This is a genomic window from Spirillospora albida (assembly GCF_000718255.1).
In the GTDB taxonomy this organism is placed as follows: domain Bacteria; phylum Actinomycetota; class Actinomycetes; order Streptosporangiales; family Streptosporangiaceae; genus Spirillospora; species Spirillospora albida.
The window spans coordinates 375,990-393,672 of record NZ_JOFJ01000002.1; the positions used below are offsets into that span (position 1 = coordinate 375,990).

Genomic DNA, 17,683 nt, shown 5'->3' on the forward strand with positions numbered 1-17,683 from the left:
TGACACAATGTTTCCCGTGAGCGCCATCGATCTGCCACCGCCCAGTGTCGGCCCGCTGTCGCGGCTGGCCCCGAAGCCGATCAAGTTCGTGCTCAACTGGGGCCGCCGCTACTCGCTGTGGGTCTTCAACTTCGGTCTGGCCTGCTGCGCGATCGAGTTCATCGCCACCTCGATGAGCCGGCACGACTTCATCCGGCTCGGCGTGATCCCGTTCGCGCCCGGCCCGCGGCAGGCCGACCTGATGGTGGTGTCAGGCACGGTCACCGACAAGATGGCGCCGGCCATCCGCCGCCTCTACGAGCAGATGCCGGAGCCAAAGTACGTCATCTCGTTCGGTGCGTGCTCCAATTGCGGCGGCCCCTACTGGGACTCCTACTGCGTCACGAAGGGCGTCGACCAGATCATCCCCGTGGACGTCTACGTGCCGGGCTGCCCGCCGCGCCCGGAGGCGCTCCTCCAGGGGATCGTCCACCTCCAGGAGAAGATCGCCGCGGAGTCGCTCGGCGACCGGTACGACCGGGACGACGCGGTGACTCCGGCGCCGCCGCCACGTCCGCTATCGGCCACGGTGCTGCGGCGGCCGCTGCAGCCCGCGCCGCCGGAGGCGGGCGTCGCGGGAGCGTCCCCGCCGGACGAGACGGTTCCCGCCGACTGGGATCCGATGGCCGCCGAGGTCGCGCGGGAACGGGCCGCCGGGGCGACCGCCGCAGGCCCGGACGACGTGACCCTGCCCGTAGAAGCCCTGCCCGACGAGCCCGTGCCGTCTCCGTCGGACGTGACCATGCCGGTCGAGCCCGTGCCGGATGAGTCCGTGCCGTCTCCGTCGGACGTGACCCTGCCGGTCGAGCCCGTGCCGGATGAGTCCGCGCCCTCCCCGTCCGACGTCACCCTCCCCGTCGAGCCCGTGCCCGACGAGCCCGCGCGGGCGGAGCCGCCCGTGTCGCCTACCGACGAGACGCGGCCCGTCCGGCCCGTGCGCGAGCACGACCCGTCGATCATCCCCGGCCTCACCGACGACGACGAGCGGGGGCGGGACCGGTGACGGCCGAGCTGACCGCCGCCTGGACGGCCCGCTTCGGCGAGGAGATCAGCACCGAGGAGACGACCGGCGGCCTCGCCGTCGGGGTGCCGCCCGAGCTGTGGCTGGACGCGCTCGCCTTCGCCCGCGACGACCTCGGCTGCGGCTTCTTCGACTGGCTCACCGGCGTGGACGAGCTGGAGGACGGGTTCGCCGTCGTCGTCCACGTGTACTCGATCGAGCGGCGCCACCACCTCCTCGTCCGGACGCGGGTCCCGCGCAGCCGCCCGGTCCTGCCGACCGCCACGGGCGTGTACCGCGGCGCGGCGTGGCATGAGCGGGAGACGTCCGAGATGTTCGGCGTCCTGTTCGAGGGTCACCCGAACCTCGTCCCGCTGCTGCTGCCGGACGGGTTCGAGGGCCATCCGCTGCGCAAGGACTTCGTCCTCGCGGCCCGTGTCGCTAAGCCGTGGCCGGGCGCGAAGGAGCCCGGCGAGTCCGGGCACGGCGCGCCGTCCCGCCGCCGGGTCCGCCCCCCGGGCGTCCCCGAGGACGGCCCGTGGGCGGCCGTCGCGGAGCGCCCGCGGGCCGAGGACCGGCCGAGGCGGGCGCGTCCCGCGGCCGAGGCCCCCGAAGGGCCGCGGGGGTCCGGGGGGCGCTCCCCGGAAGGGCCGAGGGGGCCGGCCCCGGAAGGGAAGGGGCCCGATGCTTGAGATCGTCGTCAAGCTGGCGCTGGTGGCGGCGGCGTTCGCCGTCCTGCCGCTGCTGGTGGGGCAGGCCGAGCACAAGGTCATGGCGCACATGCAGGGCCGGCTCGGGCCGATGTACGCGGGCCGGTTCCACGGCTGGGCGCAGCTCGTCGCGGACGGCGTGAAGTTCGCGCAGAAGGAGGACGTGGTCCCCCGCGCGGCCGACCGGTGGATCTTCAAGCTGGCGCCGGGCGTGGCGCTCGTCCCGTACCTGCTGGTGCTGATCGTCATACCGGTCGGGCCGGGCGGCCAGGTCGCGCTGGACCTCGGCATCGGCGTGTTCTTCGCGCTCGCCGTGATGGGCGTCGGCGTGATCGGCGCGATCATGGCGGGCTGGGCGAGCGCGAACAAGTACTCGCTGCTCGGCGGGATGCGGGTCGCGGCCCAGCTGATGTCGTACGAGCTGCCGATGGTGTTCGCGGCGTCGTCGGTCGCGATGGCGGCGGGCACGCTGTCGATGCAGGGCATCGTCGGGGAGTGGCGCTGGTGGTGGCTGCCCTGGCAGGCGGTCGGCGCCGTGGTGTTCTTCGTCGCGGGCCTCGCGGAGCTGCGCCGGCCGCCGTTCGACATGCCGGTCGCCGACTCGGAGATCATCTTCGGCCCGTACACCGAGTACGGCGGCCTGCGGTTCGCGCTGTTCCTGCTGGCCGAGTACGCCGGGATCATCGTGCTGTGCGCCCTGACGGCCGTCCTGTTCCTCGGCGGCTGGAAGGGGCCGTTCCTCAATACCGAGCTGGGCTGGCTGTGGACGGGCCTGAAGGTCGGCGTCCTGTCGTTCCTCGTCATCTGGCTGCGGGTCAGCTACCCGCGGATGCGCGAGGACCAGCTGCAGAAGCTGGCGTGGGCGTGGCTCGTGCCGCTGTCGCTGGCCCAGCTGGCGCTCACCGGCGTGGTGAAGGTCGCGACGGCCTGACCGCTCAGGGCAGGAAGATCGCGTACTCGGCGATCTGCGGGACGATGTCGGGCGGCAGGTCGGCGTCCACGCCGAGCTCCTCCGCCGACACGAACGTGCCCTGCTCGTCGCGCCGGACGACGATCCGCTCGACCAGTTCGGGCGTCATGCCGGGCAGCGCGGCGATGGCCTCCGCCGGGGCGTGGTTGACGTCGATGAGGCCGCCGTCGTCGTAGGCGCGCGGCAGGTCGGGGCGTCCGATCCGCAGCTCGTGGGCGAGCGCCGGGTCCTCGGCGGCCAGCACGCGCGCCTCCTGGCGGAGCGTCCGGCGGTACTTCGCGACGTTCACGGCGTGCTGGTTGTAGCGGTTCGGCGGGGCGGTGCGCGGGAAGACCGACGGCCGGACGGCGAACGAGTGCACCGTGCCCGCGATCCACAGCATCATCGTCAGGAAGAAGCCGAACATCATCAGGGCGGGCTCGCCCGTCTGCATCATCGTCACGGCGGACACCGTGCCGAGCCCGTAGCCGGCGGCACTCGTCCCGAGGCTCCACGAACCACGCCGGACCGATGCGTACAGGAACGAGAACGGCGTTCCATAGCCGAATGTGATGAACGGCACGAACGCCCACAAGATCCCGCGCGGCTCGCCCGGCCCCGGAACCGGGACGGGCATCTGCTGCGGCGGCCGCGGCGGCAGCGGGAACGGTGGACGCCAGCCCGGCGGCACCTCCGGCCGGCCCGCCGGCGGACGGGAAGGCCCCTGGTGGCCCAGGGGGAACGGCCGATCACCGGGATGGGCGCGGTGCGCGCCGGAACGGTCGGGATCGGGGCCGTGGGGGCCGTCCGCGTGCTGGCTCACATGCCCTCCTTCGCCGCGCCTGTCCGGCCGTGGACGCGCAGGTCCACGTCAGGTTCGACGAACGCGGAGCCCTCCGCGTTCCCCCCGGGCCCCCGGTACGCAATCATGGGGCGCGTGGGACGGCTACCAGGAGGCGGGCTGGCCAAAGGGCTGGCGGTCACGTTGCGGACGATGACGCGGCGTTCCATCACGCGTCAATACCCGGAAGTGCAGCCCGATCTCGCCCCGCGCAGCCGGGGTGTGATCGCGCTGTTCGAGGAGAACTGCACGGTCTGCATGCTGTGCGCCCGCGAGTGCCCCGACTGGTGCATCTACATCGACTCCCACAAGGAGACGCTCCCGGCGGAGGGCGGCGGGCGCGCCCGCACCCGCAACGTCCTGGACCGCTTCGCCATCGACTTCTCGCTCTGCATGTACTGCGGCATCTGCGTGGAGGTCTGCCCGTTCGACGCGCTGTTCTGGTCGCCCGAGTTCGAGTACTCCGAGTACGACATCGCCGAGCTGACCCACGAGAAGGAGCGGCTGCGGGAGTGGATGTGGACCGTCCCGCCTCCCCAGGCCCACGACGCCGCCGCCGAACCGCCGAAGGAGCTGGCCGCCGCCGAGAAGGCCGCCGCGCGGGCCGCCGGGAAGGCGCCGGGTCGGTGACCGGCCAGGAGATCGTCTTCGCCCTGCTCGGCGCGGTCGCCGTCGGTTCCGGGATCATGGTGGTGACGACCCGGCAGCTGGTGCACGCCGCGTTATGGCTGGTCCTGTCGTTCGGCGCGCTGGCCGGCATGTACCTCGTGCTGACCGCCGAGTTCGTCGCCTGGGTCCAGGTCCTGATCTACGTCGGCGCGATCGTCGTCCTGCTGCTGTTCGGGATCATGCTGACCCGGGCGCCGATCGGGACGGCCCCCGACCTCGACTCAGGCAACCGCTGGATCGCCGCGGCCGTCGCCGTCGCGACCGCCGCGCTGCTGGTCACCGTCGTGGTCATGGGCTTCGGGGACGCGAAGATGCCCCTGGAGGCCGGCGGCGGTTCCGCGGAGGCGCTGGGATCCGCGGTCTTCCGGACGTGGGTGCTGCCGTTCGAGGTGCTGTCGGTGCTGCTGCTGTCGGCGCTGGTCGGCGCGATCGTCCTGTCCCGCACCGACATCGGCGGCGCGCGCTCCCGCGGGAAGGGCGACTGATGCACCTCGCCTACCCGGCCGTCGTCGCGGCCCTGCTGTTCTCCATCGGCGTCTACGGGGTGCTGGCGCGCCGCAACGCGATCCTCGTCCTGATGTCGGTCGAGCTCATGCTGAACGCCGTCAACCTGAACCTGGTCGCGTTCGACGTGTGGTTCCGCGACCGGCTGCACGGCGGCCAGGTCCTCACGCTGTTCACCATCGTGATCGCGGCGGCGGAGATCGGGCTCGGCCTCGCGATCGTCCTGCTGGTGTACCGGAACCGGCGGACGATCGACGTCGACCGGCTCCGGACCCTCGCCGAGGGCACCGGCGACCCCGAGCGCACCGACGAGCCCGGCCCCGCCGATGAGCCCGGGGACGCCGGAGACCTCGAGGAGGCCGCCCGATGATCTGGCTGGCCTCGCTGACGATCCTGCTGCCGTTCCTCGGCGCCTTCGCCGGGATGCTGCTCGGGCCGCGCCTGACCCGCCTCCTCGGCGGCGGCTCCCCGCTCCGCAGCGGCCCCGCGCTGATCGCGTGCGCGCCGATCGCGGTCTCCCTCGTCCTGTCCGCCGCCGTCGCGTTCACGGTCTGGCGCGATCCGGGGGCCCGGACGGGCTCGCTCACCGTCATCGACACCGGCTCCGTCCCGATCCAGGTCGCCCTCCAGGTGGACGGGCTGGCCGCCCTCGTCGGGCTGATGGTCTGCTGCGTCGCGCTGGCCGTCCAGATGTACTCGGTCGCCTACATGGACGGCGACCGCCGCCACTCCTCCTACGCCGCGTTCATCGCGCTCTTCACCGCCGCGATGCTGCTCGTCGTCTACTCGGGCGACCTCCTCGTCCTGTACGCGGGCTGGGAGGTGATGGGCGTCTGCTCCTACTTCCTGATCGGCCACCACTGGGAGGACAGGGCCAACTCCCGGGCCGCCGTGAAGGCGTTCCTGGTCACCCGCTCAGGCGACGTCGGTTTCCTCCTCGGAATTCTGATCCTCGGGATCAGCGCGAAGACGTTCTCCATCGAAGGCGTCCTGCGCCAGGTCTTCGAGCTGCCCCACTCCGCGGTGACGGCCGCCGCGCTCCTCCTCCTCGCGGGGGTCGCGGGCAAGAGCGCCCAGTTCCCGCTGCACACCTGGCTCCCGGACGCGATGGCGGGCCCCACCCCCATCAGCGCCCTGATCCACGCCGCCACGATGGTCGCGGCGGGCATCTACGTCGTCGCCCGCCTCTTCGGGGTGTTCGCCACCGCGTCCGCCGCGCTGGCCGTCCTCGGCGTCCTCGCGGTGATCTCCATGGTCGGGTCGGCCCTCGCCGCCCTCGCCCAGGACGACCTCAAGCGCGTCCTCGCCTACTCCACGATCAGCCAGCTCGCCGTCATGGCGTGCGGCCTCGCCGTCGGCGCCGACACCGCCGCGATCTTCCACCTCGTCACGCACGGCGCGTTCAAGGCGCTGCTCTTCCTCGCCGCCGGCTGCGTGATCGTCACCGCCGGGTCGAACATGCTGGCCCACTACGGCGGCCTCCGCCGCGCCATGCCGATCACCTTCGTGTCGATGACGATCGGCCTCGCCGCCCTCGCGGGCGTCCCGCCGCTGAGCGGCTGGTTCAGCAAGGACTCCGTCATCGAGGCCGCCCAGCACGCCGCCCTGCACGGCGGGCCGGAGGCGGAGCTGAACTCGACCGGCTGGTTCGCCTACGAACCGCTCGACCAGAACTCCGCGGTCGTCGGGATCTACGCGCTCGAAACGCCGTCCGCGCTCGCGTGGCCGATCTACCTCGGGCTGCTCGTCACCGTCGCGCTGACCGCCGCGTACGCGATGCGGACCTGGCTGATGACCTTCTTCGGCGAGCAGCGCGGCACGTTCGAGGCGCGCGACCCGTCCAGGATCATGACGTGGACGGTCGCGGCGCTGGCCGTGCCCGCCGCGATTCTCGGGTTCTTCGGGCTCGGGGCCGAGGAGCTGCGGCCGCACGTCGGGTCGGCGCTCCTGAGCGCCGTCCTGGTCGCCTTGGGCGCGGGCGGGGCGTTCTACGTCTGGAACCGTGATCCGGCGCTCGACCCCGCACGCGCGCTGGGCCGGGTGCGTCCCGTCTTCGCCCGCGCCTTCTATGTGGACGAGCTGTACGACCTGCTGATCGTCCGGCCGGTCCGGGCGCTGGCGCGGCACACCGTCACCGTGGACGCGCGCGGGGTCGACGCCGCCGTCGTCGGCACCGGACGCGCCGCGCGGTGGCTGGGCGGCGTCCTGCGCGTCCCGCAGAACGGCAACGCGCAGGCGTACCTGACCGGCCTGCTCGCGGGCGTCATCGTCATCACGGCCGGGGTGGTGCTGTTCCGATGATCTTCGTGCTGATGATGGCGATCCCGCTGTGCGGGGCGCTCGCGCTGATGGCCCCGCCCGCGCGGTTCCTGCCCGGCGACGCCGCGGTGCGGCGGTTCGGGGCGGCGATCTCGGGCGCGACGCTGCTCGTCGCCGTGTCCGCGCTGACCGCGTTCGACTACGGCGCCACGTCCACCGTGCAGCTGGAGATCGACCGCGCCTGGGCGCCCGCGATCGACCTGCGCTTCCATCTCGGCGTCGACGGGATCTCGCTGCCGCTCGTCGCGCTCACCGCGCTGCTGACGTTCCTGTGCTTCCTCTACACGCTGAAGCACCCGCCCGCCGGAGGACGGATCCGGCTGCTGACGGCGCTGCTGCTCGTCCTCGAAGTCGGGCTGCTGGGCACGTTCACCGCCCTCGACCTCATCCTCTTCTTCGTGTTCTTCGAGGTCGTCCTGATCCCGATGTACGTCGTGATCATCCTGTGGGGCGGCCCGGGACGGCGCGCGGCCGCCTACAAGTTCATCCTCTACACGCTCCTCGGCTCCGGCCTCCTCCTCGCCGGGATGCTGCTCGTCGGCGTCACCGCGGGCACCCTCGACATGACGGAACTCGCCGCGCGGCACGGCTCCGGCGTCACCCGCGGCGTCCAGATCACCGCGTTCGCGCTGATGGGCCTCGGGTTCGCGGTCAAGGCCCCGATGTGGCCGCTGCACACCTGGCTGCCGGACGCGCACACCGAGGCCCCGACGGTCGGGTCCGTGCTGCTGGCGGGCGTCCTGCTCAAGATGGGGACGTACGGCCTGATCCGCGTCGCGCTGCCGCTCGCCCCCGAGGGCGCCGAGTTCTGGGCGCCGTGGCTCGGCCTGCTCGCCGTCATCGGGATCATCTACGGCTCGCTCGCCTGCCTCGCGCAGCGCGACCTCAAGCGGATGATCGCGTACTCGTCCGTCGGGCACATGGGCTTCGTCCTGCTCGGCATCGCGACGCTGACCCCCGTCGGCGTGAACGCGGCCCTGTTCGGCAACATCGCGCACGGGCTGATCACCGGCCTGCTGTTCTTCCTCGCCGGCGCCGTCAAGGACCGCTGGGGCACCACCGACCTCACCGCCCTCGGCGGCGGGCTGCTCGGCACCGCGCCCCGCCTCGCGTCGCTCCTCACGTTCGCGTCGATCGCGTCCCTCGGCCTGCCCGGCCTCGCCGGGTTCTGGGGCGAGATGCTCGCGCTGCTCGGCGCGTACCGCCCGCACGCCGACCTGCCCCGCGAGACGTTCGTGACGTTCATGGTGGTCGCCGCGATCGGCGCCGTCCTCACCGCCGCCTACTTCCTGCGCCTGCTCGCCACCCTCACCCACGGCCGCGCCGACGGCGTGACCGCCCGCCGCCCCGTCACACCCGCACCCGAGGGGTCCGCCCCGCCGCTGCCCGAAGGCTCCGCGGCGCCGGCCGGGACCGAGCCGGAGGCGTCCCCGGCGCACGCACCCGCCCGAGAGGCCGCGATCACGCTGCCGGAGTACGCGGCCTGGACGCCGCTGATCGCGCTCACCCTGCTGGTCGGCCTGTGGCCCAAGACGTTGCTGGACGTGACGACCGCACCGGTCCGCGCCCTGTTCGGAGGCGGCTGATGATCCAGGGCATCGACTACGCGGCGATCGCGCCGCCGCTGATCCTCGCCGTCGCCGCGATCGGCCTCCTGCTCGCCGACGCGTTCGACGCCCCGCGCCGCCTCCTCGGCCTGCTCAGCGCCGGATCGCTCGCCGCCGCGCTGATCGCCGTCGCCGCCCTCGCACCCGGCGACCGCCGCGCCACCTTCTGCCTCCCGGACGGCCTGCGCTCCGGCGGCCCCCGCTCCTGCTCCTACGTCGCGGACGACTTCACCCTCCTGTTCCAGGGCATCGTCCTGGCCGCCGCGGTCGTCGTCGTCCTGCTCTCCCTGCAGGAGATCACCGACTCGGACATCCCGGCGGGGGAGTACCACTTCCTCATCCTGGCCGCCGTGATCGGCGCCCTGACCCTCGTGGCGGCCCGCGACCTCGTCCTCCTCGTCGTCGCGCTGGAGACCCTGTCCCTGCCCGTGTTCGCCCTCGTCGGCCTCCGCCGCTACGACGGGACGGCGTCCGAGGCGGCACTGAAGCTGTTCCTCGTCTCCGTCGTCTCCGCCGCGGTCATGCTGTTCGGGATCAGCCTCGTGTACGGCGCCACCGGCGCCATGCACCTCGACCGCGTCGCGCCCGCCCTCGAACGGCTCCCCGCCGACCTCGACCCCGTCGCCGCCGCCGGGATCGTCCTCGTCCTCGCCGGGTTCGCGTTCAAGGTCGCCGCCGTCCCATTCCACTTCTGGGCCCCGGACGTCTACCAGGGCGCGCCGCTGCCCGTCGCCGCGTTCCTGTCCGTCGTGTCCAAGGCCGCCGGCTTCGCGGGACTCGCGATCGTCCTCGCGCTCGGCTTCCCCGCCTACGCCCACATCTGGGGCCCGGTCGTGGGCGTCCTCGCCGCGGTCACGATGACGCTAGGCAACCTCCTGGCGCTGCGCCAGAACACGGCCATCCGGCTGCTGGCATGGTCGTCCGTCGCCCAGTCCGGCTACATGCTCGCGCCCCTGGCCGTGGGCGACCGCCGCCTCCCCGAGGCCGTCGCCGCCACCACCGCCTACGTCGCGCTCTACGCCGTCATGAACCTCGGCGCGTTCGCCGTCGTGATCGGCTTCAACCGCCGCCACGGTTCCGTCCGGACGGCCTACGACACCCTCGACGACTACCGTGGCCTCGCCCGCAGCAGCCCCGCCGTCGCCGCCGCCCTGGCGTTCTTCCTGATCTGCCTGGCCGGCCTGCCCCCCGGCGTGATGGGGCTGTTCGCGAAGATCGTCGTGTTCCGCGCGACCGTCGCGGGCGGCGTCACCTGGCTCGCCGTCGTCATGGCGATCAACACCGTGATCGGCCTGTACTACTACCTGGTCTGGGCCGCGCGGCTGTTCACCGCCGGATCCGGGGCCCGCTACGACGCCGCTCCCGGCCTGCCGGTCCGCGCCGCCGTCGCGGCCGCCGCGACCGCCGCCGTCGTCCTGTCGATCGCGCCCCAGATCGTCCTGCAGACCGTCACGAACGCGACCTGACGGGAACGTCGAACCAGGTCAAACCGTTGACCATGTGAGTCGGCGGGGAGGCGGCGAAGTGCGGTTGAACGGCGTCAGAACGGCAGCGTTGATCGGCACGCTGTCGGCGCTGATGCTCGCGCTCGGCTGGCTGGTCGGCCGCGGCGCGGGCCTGGCCCTCGCCCTGCTCATCGCCCTCGCCACCAACGGCGTCGCCTACGTCTTCAGCGACCGGATCGCCCTGCGCTCCATGCGCGCCCACCCCGTCGGCGAGGTCGAGACGCCCGTCCTGTACCGGCTCGTCCGGGAACTGTCGACCGAGACCCGCAAGCCCATGCCCCGGCTCTACGTGTCCGAGACGCTCCAGCCGAACGCGTTCGCGACCGGCCGCAACCCCCGCAACGCCGCCGTCTGCTGCACCCGCGGCCTGCTCCGCATGCTGGACGAACGGGAACTGCGGGCCGTCCTCGCCCACGAGCTGTCCCACGTCTACAACCGCGACATCCTGGTCTCGTCGGTCGCCGCCGCCCTCGCCACCGTGATCACGTACCTGTCCCACCTGGCGATCTTCCTGCCGATCGGCCGCACCGACGACGACGAGGGCCCCGGCCTTCTCGGCGCCCTCCTCATGCTCGTCCTCGGGCCGATCGCCGCCGTCGTCGTCCAGATGGCGATCAGCCGCACCCGCGAATACCAGGCCGACGCGTCCGGCGCCCGCCTCACCGGCGACCCCCTCGCCCTCGCGAGCGCCCTCCGCAAGATCGAGGCCGGCACCCGCGCGATGCCGCTCCCGCAGGACCCTGAGCTCGCGTCCGCCAGCGCCCTGATGATCGCGAACCCGTTCCGCGGCGCCGGCATCGGCCGCCTCTTCTCGACCCACCCACCGACCGCCGACCGGATCGCCCGCCTGGAGCGGATGGCCGGACGCTGAGGCGCGGCGACTTCACCGAAACCGATGGCCCCGTCCCGGCGTCCTACGAACCGGGTGCGCCGGGCATTTCTGCGGGGGAACGTCCGGCGCACCCCTCAGAAAGGCGTGAGGCGCACCGCGCGGGGCGGTGCGCCTCACGTGCGGCCGAACGGCTACCGGTAGTTCGTGAACTGCAGGGCGACGTCCAGATCCTTGCCCTTCAGCAGGGAGATGACCTCCTGGAGGTCGTCCTTCTTCTTCGAGCTGACGCGCAGCTCGTCGCCCTGGATCTGCGCCTTGACGCCCTTCGGGCCCTCATCCCGGATGATCTTGCCGATCTTCTTGGCGTCCTCCTGGGAGATGCCCTCCTTGAGCGCGACGCCCAGCTTGTAGACCTTCCCCGACAGCTTCGGCTCGCCCGGGTCGATCGCCTTCAGCGAGATGCCCCGCTTGACGAGCTTGTCCTTCAGGACGTCCAGGACGGCGTTCGCCCGCTCCTCGGTGTTCCCCTGGATCTCGATCGACTCGCCCGACCACTTGATCCCCGCGTCCACGTTCCGGAAGTCGAACCGGTTGGCCACCTCCTTCGCGGCCTGGTTCAGCGCGTTGTCGACCTCCTGCCGATCGAGCTTCGACACAATGTCGAACGAGCTATCCGCCATCCGGCACACTCTCCTTCAGCAGCATCTTCGCGGTCCTGTGAGCCTAGCGAGCCCGCCCGCCGCACGCCCCCACCCGCCGATGTCACACCCGCCCCAGAGGTCCGCTATCCTTTCGAGTGCCGTCGCGACAGCGGCGCCAGGCGGGTTGCCCGAGTGGCCAATGGGAGCGGACTGTAAATCCGTCGGCTTAGCCTACGCAGGTTCGAACCCTGCACCCGCCACCACCATGCAGAACGGCCCCTGACCAGCTAGAACGCTGTCAGGGGCCGTTCTCGTTGCTTCCCGGTGAGTCCCGGCTCCTACCGGCGATTGCCGGGTGTTCGCGGGACAGTCACGGGACAGGCTTTGCGGCCGTGACCTCCCTAGTCGTCGTCCTTGAGAGCGTCCTCAATGCGGCCATTCCACATGTGCTCATGGCCGTCGATGCACCCGGCGTAGACCCGTAGGAGCACGTCAACGCCGTGCCCGGCGCGGCGGGCGACCTCGGGCGCCGGTACGCCGGCGTTGAGCGCCAGCGTGACGCCGCTGTGGCGGAGGTCGTAGGGCCGTCCGGCCAGGGGAGAGGCCACCTGTGTGGGCGTGAGCGCCATGCCGCGGGCGAGCTGCCAGACGCGCCCGTACACGCTCTCTGAGAGCGGCCCACCGCGCCCACCGGAGAACAGCCGACCGTCCGGCGCCGTCCCGTGCTCGGCCAGGTGACGACGCAGCAGCCGGACGAGTTCGGGCGGGATGGGAACGGGCCGAGCGATCTTCTTCGCCCGGTGCTTCAACTGCCTTTCCTCGTGACTCGTCCCGGCGTCTGTCCACTCCGAGCCGACGCGGGGCGAGTTGCCGGTGAGCAAGAGCTGTCCCCATCCCTCGTCGGGCAGGTCGATGCAGTCGCCCTTACGCAGGACTTTGGCCTCACCGGGCCGCATGTAGGCGTAGTACAGGCAGCCGTAGAACGCGGTGAGTTCGGGCCGCTTGTCCTCGATCGCGGCCAGGAGCGCCCGGACCTGGCGAGGCCGGGCGACGACGTTGCGGTTGACCTCCTCGGCGATGGCCGGGGCTTTCCAGGCCACGCGGTCGATGGGGTTCGCCGGCAAGATGTCGAGTTCTACGGCGTAGTTGAGCGCGCCGTAGAAGATCGCTCGCTTCCTCGCGACGGTCTTTGCCGCGGCGGGCGTGCCGTCCATCTTGAGCGCGATCGTGTCGAGTGCCGAGCGGATGAGTTGCGACCGCTGCTCTTTCTCGTTGAGCGTGACGACTCGCAACGAGTTGTCCTGTAGCCACTTGAGCGCGGCGCCCTCCTTGCCGGTGAGCTTGGTCGTCTCGCGGCGGACCTTGTGGAAGGCCCAGCCGTACAGCGCCGCGCGTAGAACCTTGTCGTCAGGCTTCCCGCGCTTCGAAGTCACCAGAACCGGCGTGACGGTCGCGAGGGCATCGGCGATGCCGGTCCGGGACTTGGCCGCGGCGTGCGGCCACTTGAGATCTACGAACCGGCAAGCGAGGTCGAGCCACGTGACCGCGAGTTGGGCCCGGACCATGGACTCGGGAAGGCCCGTGTCCGTGTCGAAGCCCTCTCCTTTCCTCGCGGCCTGCATGAGCTTGGACCGGTAGTTGTCGGCCAGCGCGCGTTCGGTGAACCACTTCGAGGATTCCTTGCCGGCGACCGTCCAGCGGACGCCGTGACCGCGCTTGCGGTTCTTCTTCCTGGCCAGCTCCCAAACGCTGACGTCGTGGGAGTAGGCCACTTCAGACCGCCTCCGCAACCTCGGCGCGCGTCGAGAGCCACGCGTCGAGGTCGTTGCGGTGGACGCGAATGCGCCCGTTCGGCAGCTTGAAGCACTTGGGGGCGGTGCCGAGCGTTCGCCAGGTGTCGAAGGTGCTACGGGACACGCGAAGCTCGTCGAGCACCTCGGCGAGCGTGAGCAGGTCGGACGGCGCGGCGGGATTCCGAGCGGCCATTCTGGGGCCCTTCCTGAACGTGATCGGTTGGACGGCGCCGGCGGCGGGCTTGGTGGCTTGTGCGCCGGGCGACGGAGCGTGAGACGAGTCGAGGGCCGAGGGGGCGCGCGGGGACAGGGGACACGGGGACAGAAGGCGACACAAGGGCTTGCGTCGGCTTCTGTCACCCTGTCCCGGCGTCCCGGTCGCCAGATCTGCGCCGGGCGCGGTAACGGCACGTAGCGGCGTCCGAGGCGAGTCACCGGAAGTCCTCCGACAGGTCGGGGTGAGTCTCGTAGGCCGGTGAGGTGGGCCGTCCTCCCGTCCGTGTGCCGGGTATCTGCCGGATCCAGCCGTGGGTTTGCAGGACGCGCAAGACCGGTTCGAGGTCGGCGACCTTGCGGGCGCGGTTCTTGAGTGGGCCGCGCATGAGGTCGCGGGCGGTGAACCGGGTGGTTTCGGTACGGCGTGCCCAGTCCAGAACGGTGCGGGCGTGGTTAACGGCAGGGTCGGCGCCAATGGCGTCATAGGCCGCTTGGGCGTGCGCGGTGAAGTACTCGCCGAGCTGGCAGGCTTCCCGGAATGTGGCGAGGTCGATCGGGCGCCCGTACCCGTCGCGCAAGTGCTTCGCCAGGTGAAGAAGCGCGGCAATGCGCACGACGGCGCCGACCAGCTTGCCGCCCCAATCGGTCATGTGGGCGAGGTCGCCGCTACCGGGGCGGAATCGCGGTTCCGTGGCCTCCAGTAGGTCGATGACGGCCTCTTGTGCCTCGCTCGTGAACGTCAGGGCGACGGGCGTGCCGTCCGGGTCGCCGAACCTTCGCAGCGACAGGACGAGATCGGTAAGCGTCCGCTCGTAGGCGTGGGCGGCGTGCGCGGGGATGGGGGCGGGACGGGCGTTGCGGTGGCCGAGCATGGATTCCGGCATGGTGATCAGCAGGCGTCCGAGCAAGCCCTGTTCGCGGAATTCGGGGGTGTCGCCGAGCCCGGCCAGCACGCCGGGTTGCAGGCACACGCCGATGGTGAGCGCGGCGGCGTCGATGCGCTCGGACGAGCGGCCCACACGCTCGATGCGCATTTCCTCGCCAGCGTGCCCGGACAGGAAGACGCCGATGTCCGGAGAACCGGAGTAGCGGCCACCAGCGATTGAGAACAGCTTGCCGCCCTCGGGCGCCATGACGGCGTATCGGCCGTTCTGTTCGGCCAGTCGTGAGGTGACCTTCTCAACGGTCGAGTCGTTACCGCCGAAGAGCGCGGGCTCGGCGGGCACCGTGGCGTTGTCGAGAGCCATTCGCGCGGCGGACGCGTCGGCGCGCCGCTCGAGGCTGTCCGGGTGGTCGGCGGCGGCCTTCTCCGAACGCTCGGCCTCGGCCTCGGCGACCTTGCGGGCAATGGTCGCCTCGGCGATGAGCGGCGCGGCCAGGTCGGTCAGGATGCCCTCGGCGGCCCGAATGGGTCCGGTCATGGCCTTGTAGACCTCGGACTTCCGGTTGCCGGGCGGCAGCACCATGACCAGGAACAGGTTCACCGGCTCGGACCATGCCCCGGCGCTCACCGTCACGTTGCCGGCGGCGGCCACGGCGAGCGCGGCAAGGGCGAGACACCCGGCCAGATCTACCGGCGTCTGGGTGACGTCGGCGACACCGGCGGCGTACTCGGCGGCCCAGTCCGGCAGGCACCAAATGGGGAACGTCGGCAGGTCGGGCGCGGTCGAGAGCGGCGTCGGGTCGGGCCAGCCGCGCCGGTCGGCGCCGGTCACGGCGGCGACCTCGGCGGCCACTTGCGCCCGCAGCTCGGCGGCGTCGCCCTCGGCGACGGTGGCGAGCTGGACGAGTCGAGTACCGGTCTCGGCGACGGTCCGGGCATAGGCCAGGTCCCGCACCATGTGAGCCCAGTAGACAGCGTTCGCCGCGGTCGGAACACGGCTGATCAGCGTGTGGAGGTACGGGCCACCGCCGAGCTTGGCCAGTTGGCGGGCGCCGATGTGCGCACCGACCGAGAGCGGGTCGGCGGGCGCGCCGCGGTCGGCGAGCGCGCACACCGCCTCCCAGATCTGAGCGTGCGCGGGCCGGTAGAAGTCGGCGCCGTCCAGCAGCGGCCGGACCTCGGCGAGCGCGGCCGGCGAGAGCATCACCCCGCCGAGGACGTATTGCTCGGCGTCGATGCTGTGCGGCGTCGCGTCGAGGTCGGCGTCGGCGGGCGCGCTGTCGACCACGCGCAACGATGCGGGCTTGGTCATGCTGCGGTTCCCTCGGACAGTGGTTGGTCGGTGGTAAGGCGGGTGAGGAGGGCGGTGAGTGCGGCGGCGCCTTGGGCGGGGACGACGCCGTTGCCCAGGGCTTTGAGCATCTGGTTGCGAGTCAGGCCGGGAACGGCGGTGACGTGGCCCTCGGGGAGGCCCATGAGCCACTCGACGAATGCGGGGTTCAGCTGGTCGGCTCCGCCGCGTCCGGTGGGAAGCCGGGGAGTAGGAGCTGGCCGCCCGAGGGCGCGGGCCCATCGGTCGATGGCGGGGCGGTAGGCGCCCCAGTCGACATGTGGGCCACCGCCGAGGGCAGCATCAGGTCGCCCGAGGTTCCCCGCTGGTTCGGGCCGCCCTTGGTGCCGTCGGTCGCACGCGGGGTCGGCAGCAGGGCCGCGGTTTCGGTCGAGGATCCGCCGCGGGTGGCGCGCGGGGTCGGCAGCAGGTTGCACACCTCGGCCGCCAGGTTCAGGCCGTGTGTGCCCGCTTCCTGGGATGGAGTGCGGCGGGTCTGCCGGTTCTCGTTCACCGATGCCCGCGGGGTCGGTAGCAGCGCCACCTGAGCCCGTAGCGTGTCGTTGCGCGGGCTGCCCGGCGGGCCGGTCCCGTTGGTCTCCGACACGGTCGGGGTGGGCAGGAGTTCCACCACCGCCGGGAGGCCGTCGGCGTAGCCGCGGCCCTTGGAGTCGCGGGCGCGGGGCGTCGGCAGGCCAGGCCAGCAGGAACCACCGCCACCGCTGGTGTGCGGCGCCGACGTCCGATGCTCGGATACACGTCCATTCCGCATCGAACCCGAGGCGGGCAAGGTCGGTGAGGACACGATCGAGCCCCGGTCGTCGAGCAACGATGGCGCGCACGTTCTCCAGCACGACGAGCCGAGGTCGTAGTACACCGAGGGCGGCGGCGATGACGAGCCAGAGCCCACTTTGGGTTCCTTCCTTGATCCCGGCACCGGCGCCGGCGAGCGAGAGATCCGTGCAGGGGAACCCGGCGGCCACCACATCGACGGGCGGCACGGTCGTCCAGTCCACGGCGGCGATGTCGCCGAGGTTGGGCACGCCGGGCCAGTGGTGGGCCAGGATCGCGGCGGCGCCGGGGTCGGGGTCGGCAACCCATGCGGGCTCGACGTCCAGCACGGCGGACACGGCCAGGTCCAGCCCGCCGTACCCGGTGCACATCGACCCGAGGGACAGGGCGGTCGGCATGGTCACGCGGCCTCGCCGTCCTGCGGGTCGCGCCGAGTGTGCGGCCAGACCGGCGCCCAGTCCGACAGGTCCTCGTTGCCAGAGGTGATGACGATCCCTTCGGGGGTGAGCACGAATTCGTGCCCGTGCTCGCACGTCCACAGGTTGCCCGGGGTCTCGGGGGCGAGCGCGGCCCAGCAGGTGACGACGGTGCGGCAGTGCGGGCAGCCGGGGCCGTCCAGCACGGGCCAGTGGGTGACGGGGATGAACCAGTCGGTGGGGCAGGCGCGGCAGCGCCAGACGTTGACCTCGTCGCCCTCGGCGAACGTGGCGGGCCCGATCCATGCCACGTCGGCGGAGCGGCGGCAGGTGGGGCAGTCGGGGGCGGCCAGCACGGGCCATTGCTCGACCGGCGGGAACGGGACTTGGTTCGGTGTCATCATGGAGTGACCTCCTTCTAGGGACCTGGCGGTTCCGTGATCGGTTGGAGGTGCGGCCCTCGGCGGCGTGCTTGGTGGCTTGTGCGCCGAGGGCCGCTTTGCCTCCTGGTGCGGGCGGTGTTGCACCTGGCGTTGCGGGCGGGCGGGGGTTTGGGGGTTGGTTGCCTGTTCGGCGGGGGTGCAACGCGGGTGTTGCGCCCCTGTGTTGCAGGGGTGTTGCACCTCCCGCGTTGCAC

The 17,683-nt window shown here is 71.9% G+C and carries 17 protein-coding genes, 1 tRNA gene and 1 pseudogene; 11 read left to right on the plus strand and 8 right to left on the minus strand.

From position 1 onward, the window contains the following. The first annotated feature begins 7 nt into the window (after window positions 1-7). From IE99_RS33615 to IE99_RS0104355, 3 genes are read left to right on the plus strand one after another with little or no spacing between them, the layout of a single operon-like run. The gene (locus IE99_RS33615) at window positions 8-1,042 is read left to right on the plus strand and encodes an NADH-quinone oxidoreductase subunit B (RefSeq protein WP_084219274.1); all 1,035 of its coding nucleotides are present in this window, start codon (window positions 8-10) and stop codon (window positions 1,040-1,042) included. Then, complete coding sequence (locus IE99_RS0104350; RefSeq protein WP_051711962.1) at window positions 1,039-1,731, plus strand: NADH-quinone oxidoreductase subunit C; 693 nt, start codon at window positions 1,039-1,041, stop codon at window positions 1,729-1,731. Before IE99_RS33615 ends, IE99_RS0104350 begins: the two co-directional genes overlap by 4 nt. Continuing rightward, on the plus strand, window positions 1,724-2,680 hold the full coding sequence (locus tag IE99_RS0104355; protein ID WP_030163917.1) for a complex I subunit 1/NuoH family protein: 957 nt from the start codon (window positions 1,724-1,726) through the stop codon (window positions 2,678-2,680). Before IE99_RS0104350 ends, IE99_RS0104355 begins: the two co-directional genes overlap by 8 nt. A gap of 4 nt (window positions 2,681-2,684) precedes the next feature. Here the strand turns inward: IE99_RS0104355 and IE99_RS0104360 are convergent, their stop codons facing one another. Next, window positions 2,685-3,521 (minus strand): ComEA family DNA-binding protein, encoded by an 837-nt coding sequence (locus IE99_RS0104360; protein ID WP_051711963.1) that lies wholly within the window; start codon window positions 3,519-3,521, stop codon window positions 2,685-2,687. Between the two features lie 171 nt (window positions 3,522-3,692). Between IE99_RS0104360 and IE99_RS0104370 the strand changes: the two genes are divergently transcribed. From IE99_RS0104370 to htpX, 7 genes are read left to right on the plus strand one after another with little or no spacing between them, the layout of a single operon-like run. Continuing rightward, window positions 3,693-4,169, plus strand: a complete 477-nt coding sequence (locus IE99_RS0104370) for a 4Fe-4S binding protein (RefSeq protein WP_211258718.1) — start codon at window positions 3,693-3,695, stop codon at window positions 4,167-4,169. After that, window positions 4,166-4,693, plus strand: a complete 528-nt coding sequence (locus IE99_RS0104375; protein ID WP_037558632.1) for an NADH-quinone oxidoreductase subunit J family protein — start codon at window positions 4,166-4,168, stop codon at window positions 4,691-4,693. Before IE99_RS0104370 ends, IE99_RS0104375 begins: the two co-directional genes overlap by 4 nt. Continuing rightward, window positions 4,693-5,082, plus strand: a complete 390-nt coding sequence (gene nuoK, locus IE99_RS0104380) for an NADH-quinone oxidoreductase subunit NuoK (RefSeq protein WP_030163927.1) — start codon at window positions 4,693-4,695, stop codon at window positions 5,080-5,082. Before IE99_RS0104375 ends, nuoK begins: the two co-directional genes overlap by 1 nt. Continuing rightward, window positions 5,079-7,013, plus strand: coding sequence for an NADH-quinone oxidoreductase subunit 5 family protein (locus IE99_RS0104385; protein WP_037558634.1), 1,935 nt, complete (start codon window positions 5,079-5,081; stop codon window positions 7,011-7,013). Before nuoK ends, IE99_RS0104385 begins: the two co-directional genes overlap by 4 nt. After that, entirely contained in the window at window positions 7,010-8,617 is a 1,608-nt protein-coding gene (locus tag IE99_RS0104390) for a complex I subunit 4 family protein (RefSeq protein WP_030163931.1), read from the plus strand. Before IE99_RS0104385 ends, IE99_RS0104390 begins: the two co-directional genes overlap by 4 nt. Further along, entirely contained in the window at window positions 8,617-10,104 is a 1,488-nt protein-coding gene (locus tag IE99_RS0104395) for an NADH-quinone oxidoreductase subunit N (protein WP_030163933.1), read from the plus strand. Before IE99_RS0104390 ends, IE99_RS0104395 begins: the two co-directional genes overlap by 1 nt. 58 nt (window positions 10,105-10,162) lie before the next feature. Beyond that, window positions 10,163-11,014, plus strand: a complete 852-nt coding sequence (gene htpX, locus IE99_RS0104400) for a zinc metalloprotease HtpX (protein WP_030163935.1) — start codon at window positions 10,163-10,165, stop codon at window positions 11,012-11,014. A gap of 152 nt (window positions 11,015-11,166) precedes the next feature. On the opposite strand, the gene IE99_RS0104405 is transcribed toward htpX, so the two are convergent. Further along, window positions 11,167-11,655: a YajQ family cyclic di-GMP-binding protein gene (locus tag IE99_RS0104405; protein ID WP_030163938.1), complete on the minus strand. Its 489-nt coding sequence runs from the start codon at window positions 11,653-11,655 to the stop codon at window positions 11,167-11,169. Between the two features lie 139 nt (window positions 11,656-11,794). Here IE99_RS0104405 and IE99_RS0104410 point away from each other — a divergent pair. Then, window positions 11,795-11,879, plus strand: a tRNA-Tyr gene (locus IE99_RS0104410). A 138-nt stretch (window positions 11,880-12,017) separates the two neighbouring features. Here the strand turns inward: IE99_RS0104410 and IE99_RS0104415 are convergent. The 6 genes and pseudogenes from IE99_RS0104415 to IE99_RS0104435 all read right to left on the minus strand — a co-directional run bounded on the left by IE99_RS0104415 (window position 12,018) and on the right by IE99_RS0104435 (window position 17,447). Next, window positions 12,018-13,388: a tyrosine-type recombinase/integrase gene (locus IE99_RS0104415; RefSeq protein WP_030163939.1), complete on the minus strand. Its 1,371-nt coding sequence runs from the start codon at window positions 13,386-13,388 to the stop codon at window positions 12,018-12,020. 1 nt (window position 13,389) lies between these two features. Further along, window positions 13,390-13,602 carry a helix-turn-helix transcriptional regulator gene (locus tag IE99_RS0104420; RefSeq protein ID WP_030163941.1) on the minus strand — a complete coding sequence of 71 codons (213 nt, stop codon included), beginning with the start codon at window positions 13,600-13,602 and terminating at the stop codon, window positions 13,390-13,392. Window positions 13,603-13,840: 238 nt separating this feature from the next. Further along, the gene (locus IE99_RS0104425; RefSeq protein WP_030163943.1) at window positions 13,841-15,820 is read right to left on the minus strand and encodes a DUF3987 domain-containing protein; all 1,980 of its coding nucleotides are present in this window, start codon (window positions 15,818-15,820) and stop codon (window positions 13,841-13,843) included. Further along, on the minus strand, window positions 15,817-15,984 hold the full coding sequence (locus IE99_RS32925) for a hypothetical protein (protein ID WP_245623058.1): 168 nt from the start codon (window positions 15,982-15,984) through the stop codon (window positions 15,817-15,819). The genes IE99_RS0104425 and IE99_RS32925 overlap by 4 nt, the downstream gene beginning before the upstream one ends. Before the next feature lie 606 nt (window positions 15,985-16,590). Then, window positions 16,591-17,028 (minus strand): annotated as a pseudogene (locus tag IE99_RS32930) (DNA cytosine methyltransferase); the annotation flags it as partial. A 2-nt stretch (window positions 17,029-17,030) separates the two neighbouring features. Then, a complete protein-coding gene (locus IE99_RS0104435; protein WP_211258719.1) occupies window positions 17,031-17,447 on the minus strand; it encodes a hypothetical protein in 417 nt (138 codons plus the stop codon). Between the last annotated feature and the right edge of the window lie 236 nt (window positions 17,448-17,683).

Bases quoted from the DNA above. Each gene is read 5' to 3' on its own strand.
- IE99_RS0104390 (WP_030163931.1), top strand. From the start codon at position 7,010: ATGATCTTCGTGCTGATGATGGCGATCCCGCTGTGCGGGGCGCTCGCG.
- IE99_RS0104355 (WP_030163917.1), top strand. From the start codon at position 1,724: ATGCTTGAGATCGTCGTCAAGCTGGCGCTGGTGGCGGCGGCGTTCGCC.
- IE99_RS33615 (WP_084219274.1), top strand. From the start codon at position 8: ATGTTTCCCGTGAGCGCCATCGATCTGCCACCGCCCAGTGTCGGCCCG.
- IE99_RS0104370 (WP_211258718.1), top strand. From the start codon at position 3,693: ATGACGCGGCGTTCCATCACGCGTCAATACCCGGAAGTGCAGCCCGAT.
- IE99_RS32925 (WP_245623058.1), bottom strand. From the start codon at position 15,984: ATGGGCCTCCCCGAGGGCCACGTCACCGCCGTTCCCGGCCTGACTCGC.
- IE99_RS0104420 (WP_030163941.1), bottom strand. From the start codon at position 13,602: ATGGCCGCTCGGAATCCCGCCGCGCCGTCCGACCTGCTCACGCTCGCC.
- IE99_RS0104395 (WP_030163933.1), top strand. From the start codon at position 8,617: ATGATCCAGGGCATCGACTACGCGGCGATCGCGCCGCCGCTGATCCTC.
- IE99_RS0104385 (WP_037558634.1), top strand. From the start codon at position 5,079: ATGATCTGGCTGGCCTCGCTGACGATCCTGCTGCCGTTCCTCGGCGCC.
- IE99_RS0104435 (WP_211258719.1), bottom strand. From the start codon at position 17,447: ATGACACCGAACCAAGTCCCGTTCCCGCCGGTCGAGCAATGGCCCGTG.
- IE99_RS0104425 (WP_030163943.1), bottom strand. From the start codon at position 15,820: ATGACCAAGCCCGCATCGTTGCGCGTGGTCGACAGCGCGCCCGCCGAC.
- IE99_RS0104405 (WP_030163938.1), bottom strand. From the start codon at position 11,655: ATGGCGGATAGCTCGTTCGACATTGTGTCGAAGCTCGATCGGCAGGAG.
- nuoK (WP_030163927.1), top strand. From the start codon at position 4,693: ATGCACCTCGCCTACCCGGCCGTCGTCGCGGCCCTGCTGTTCTCCATC.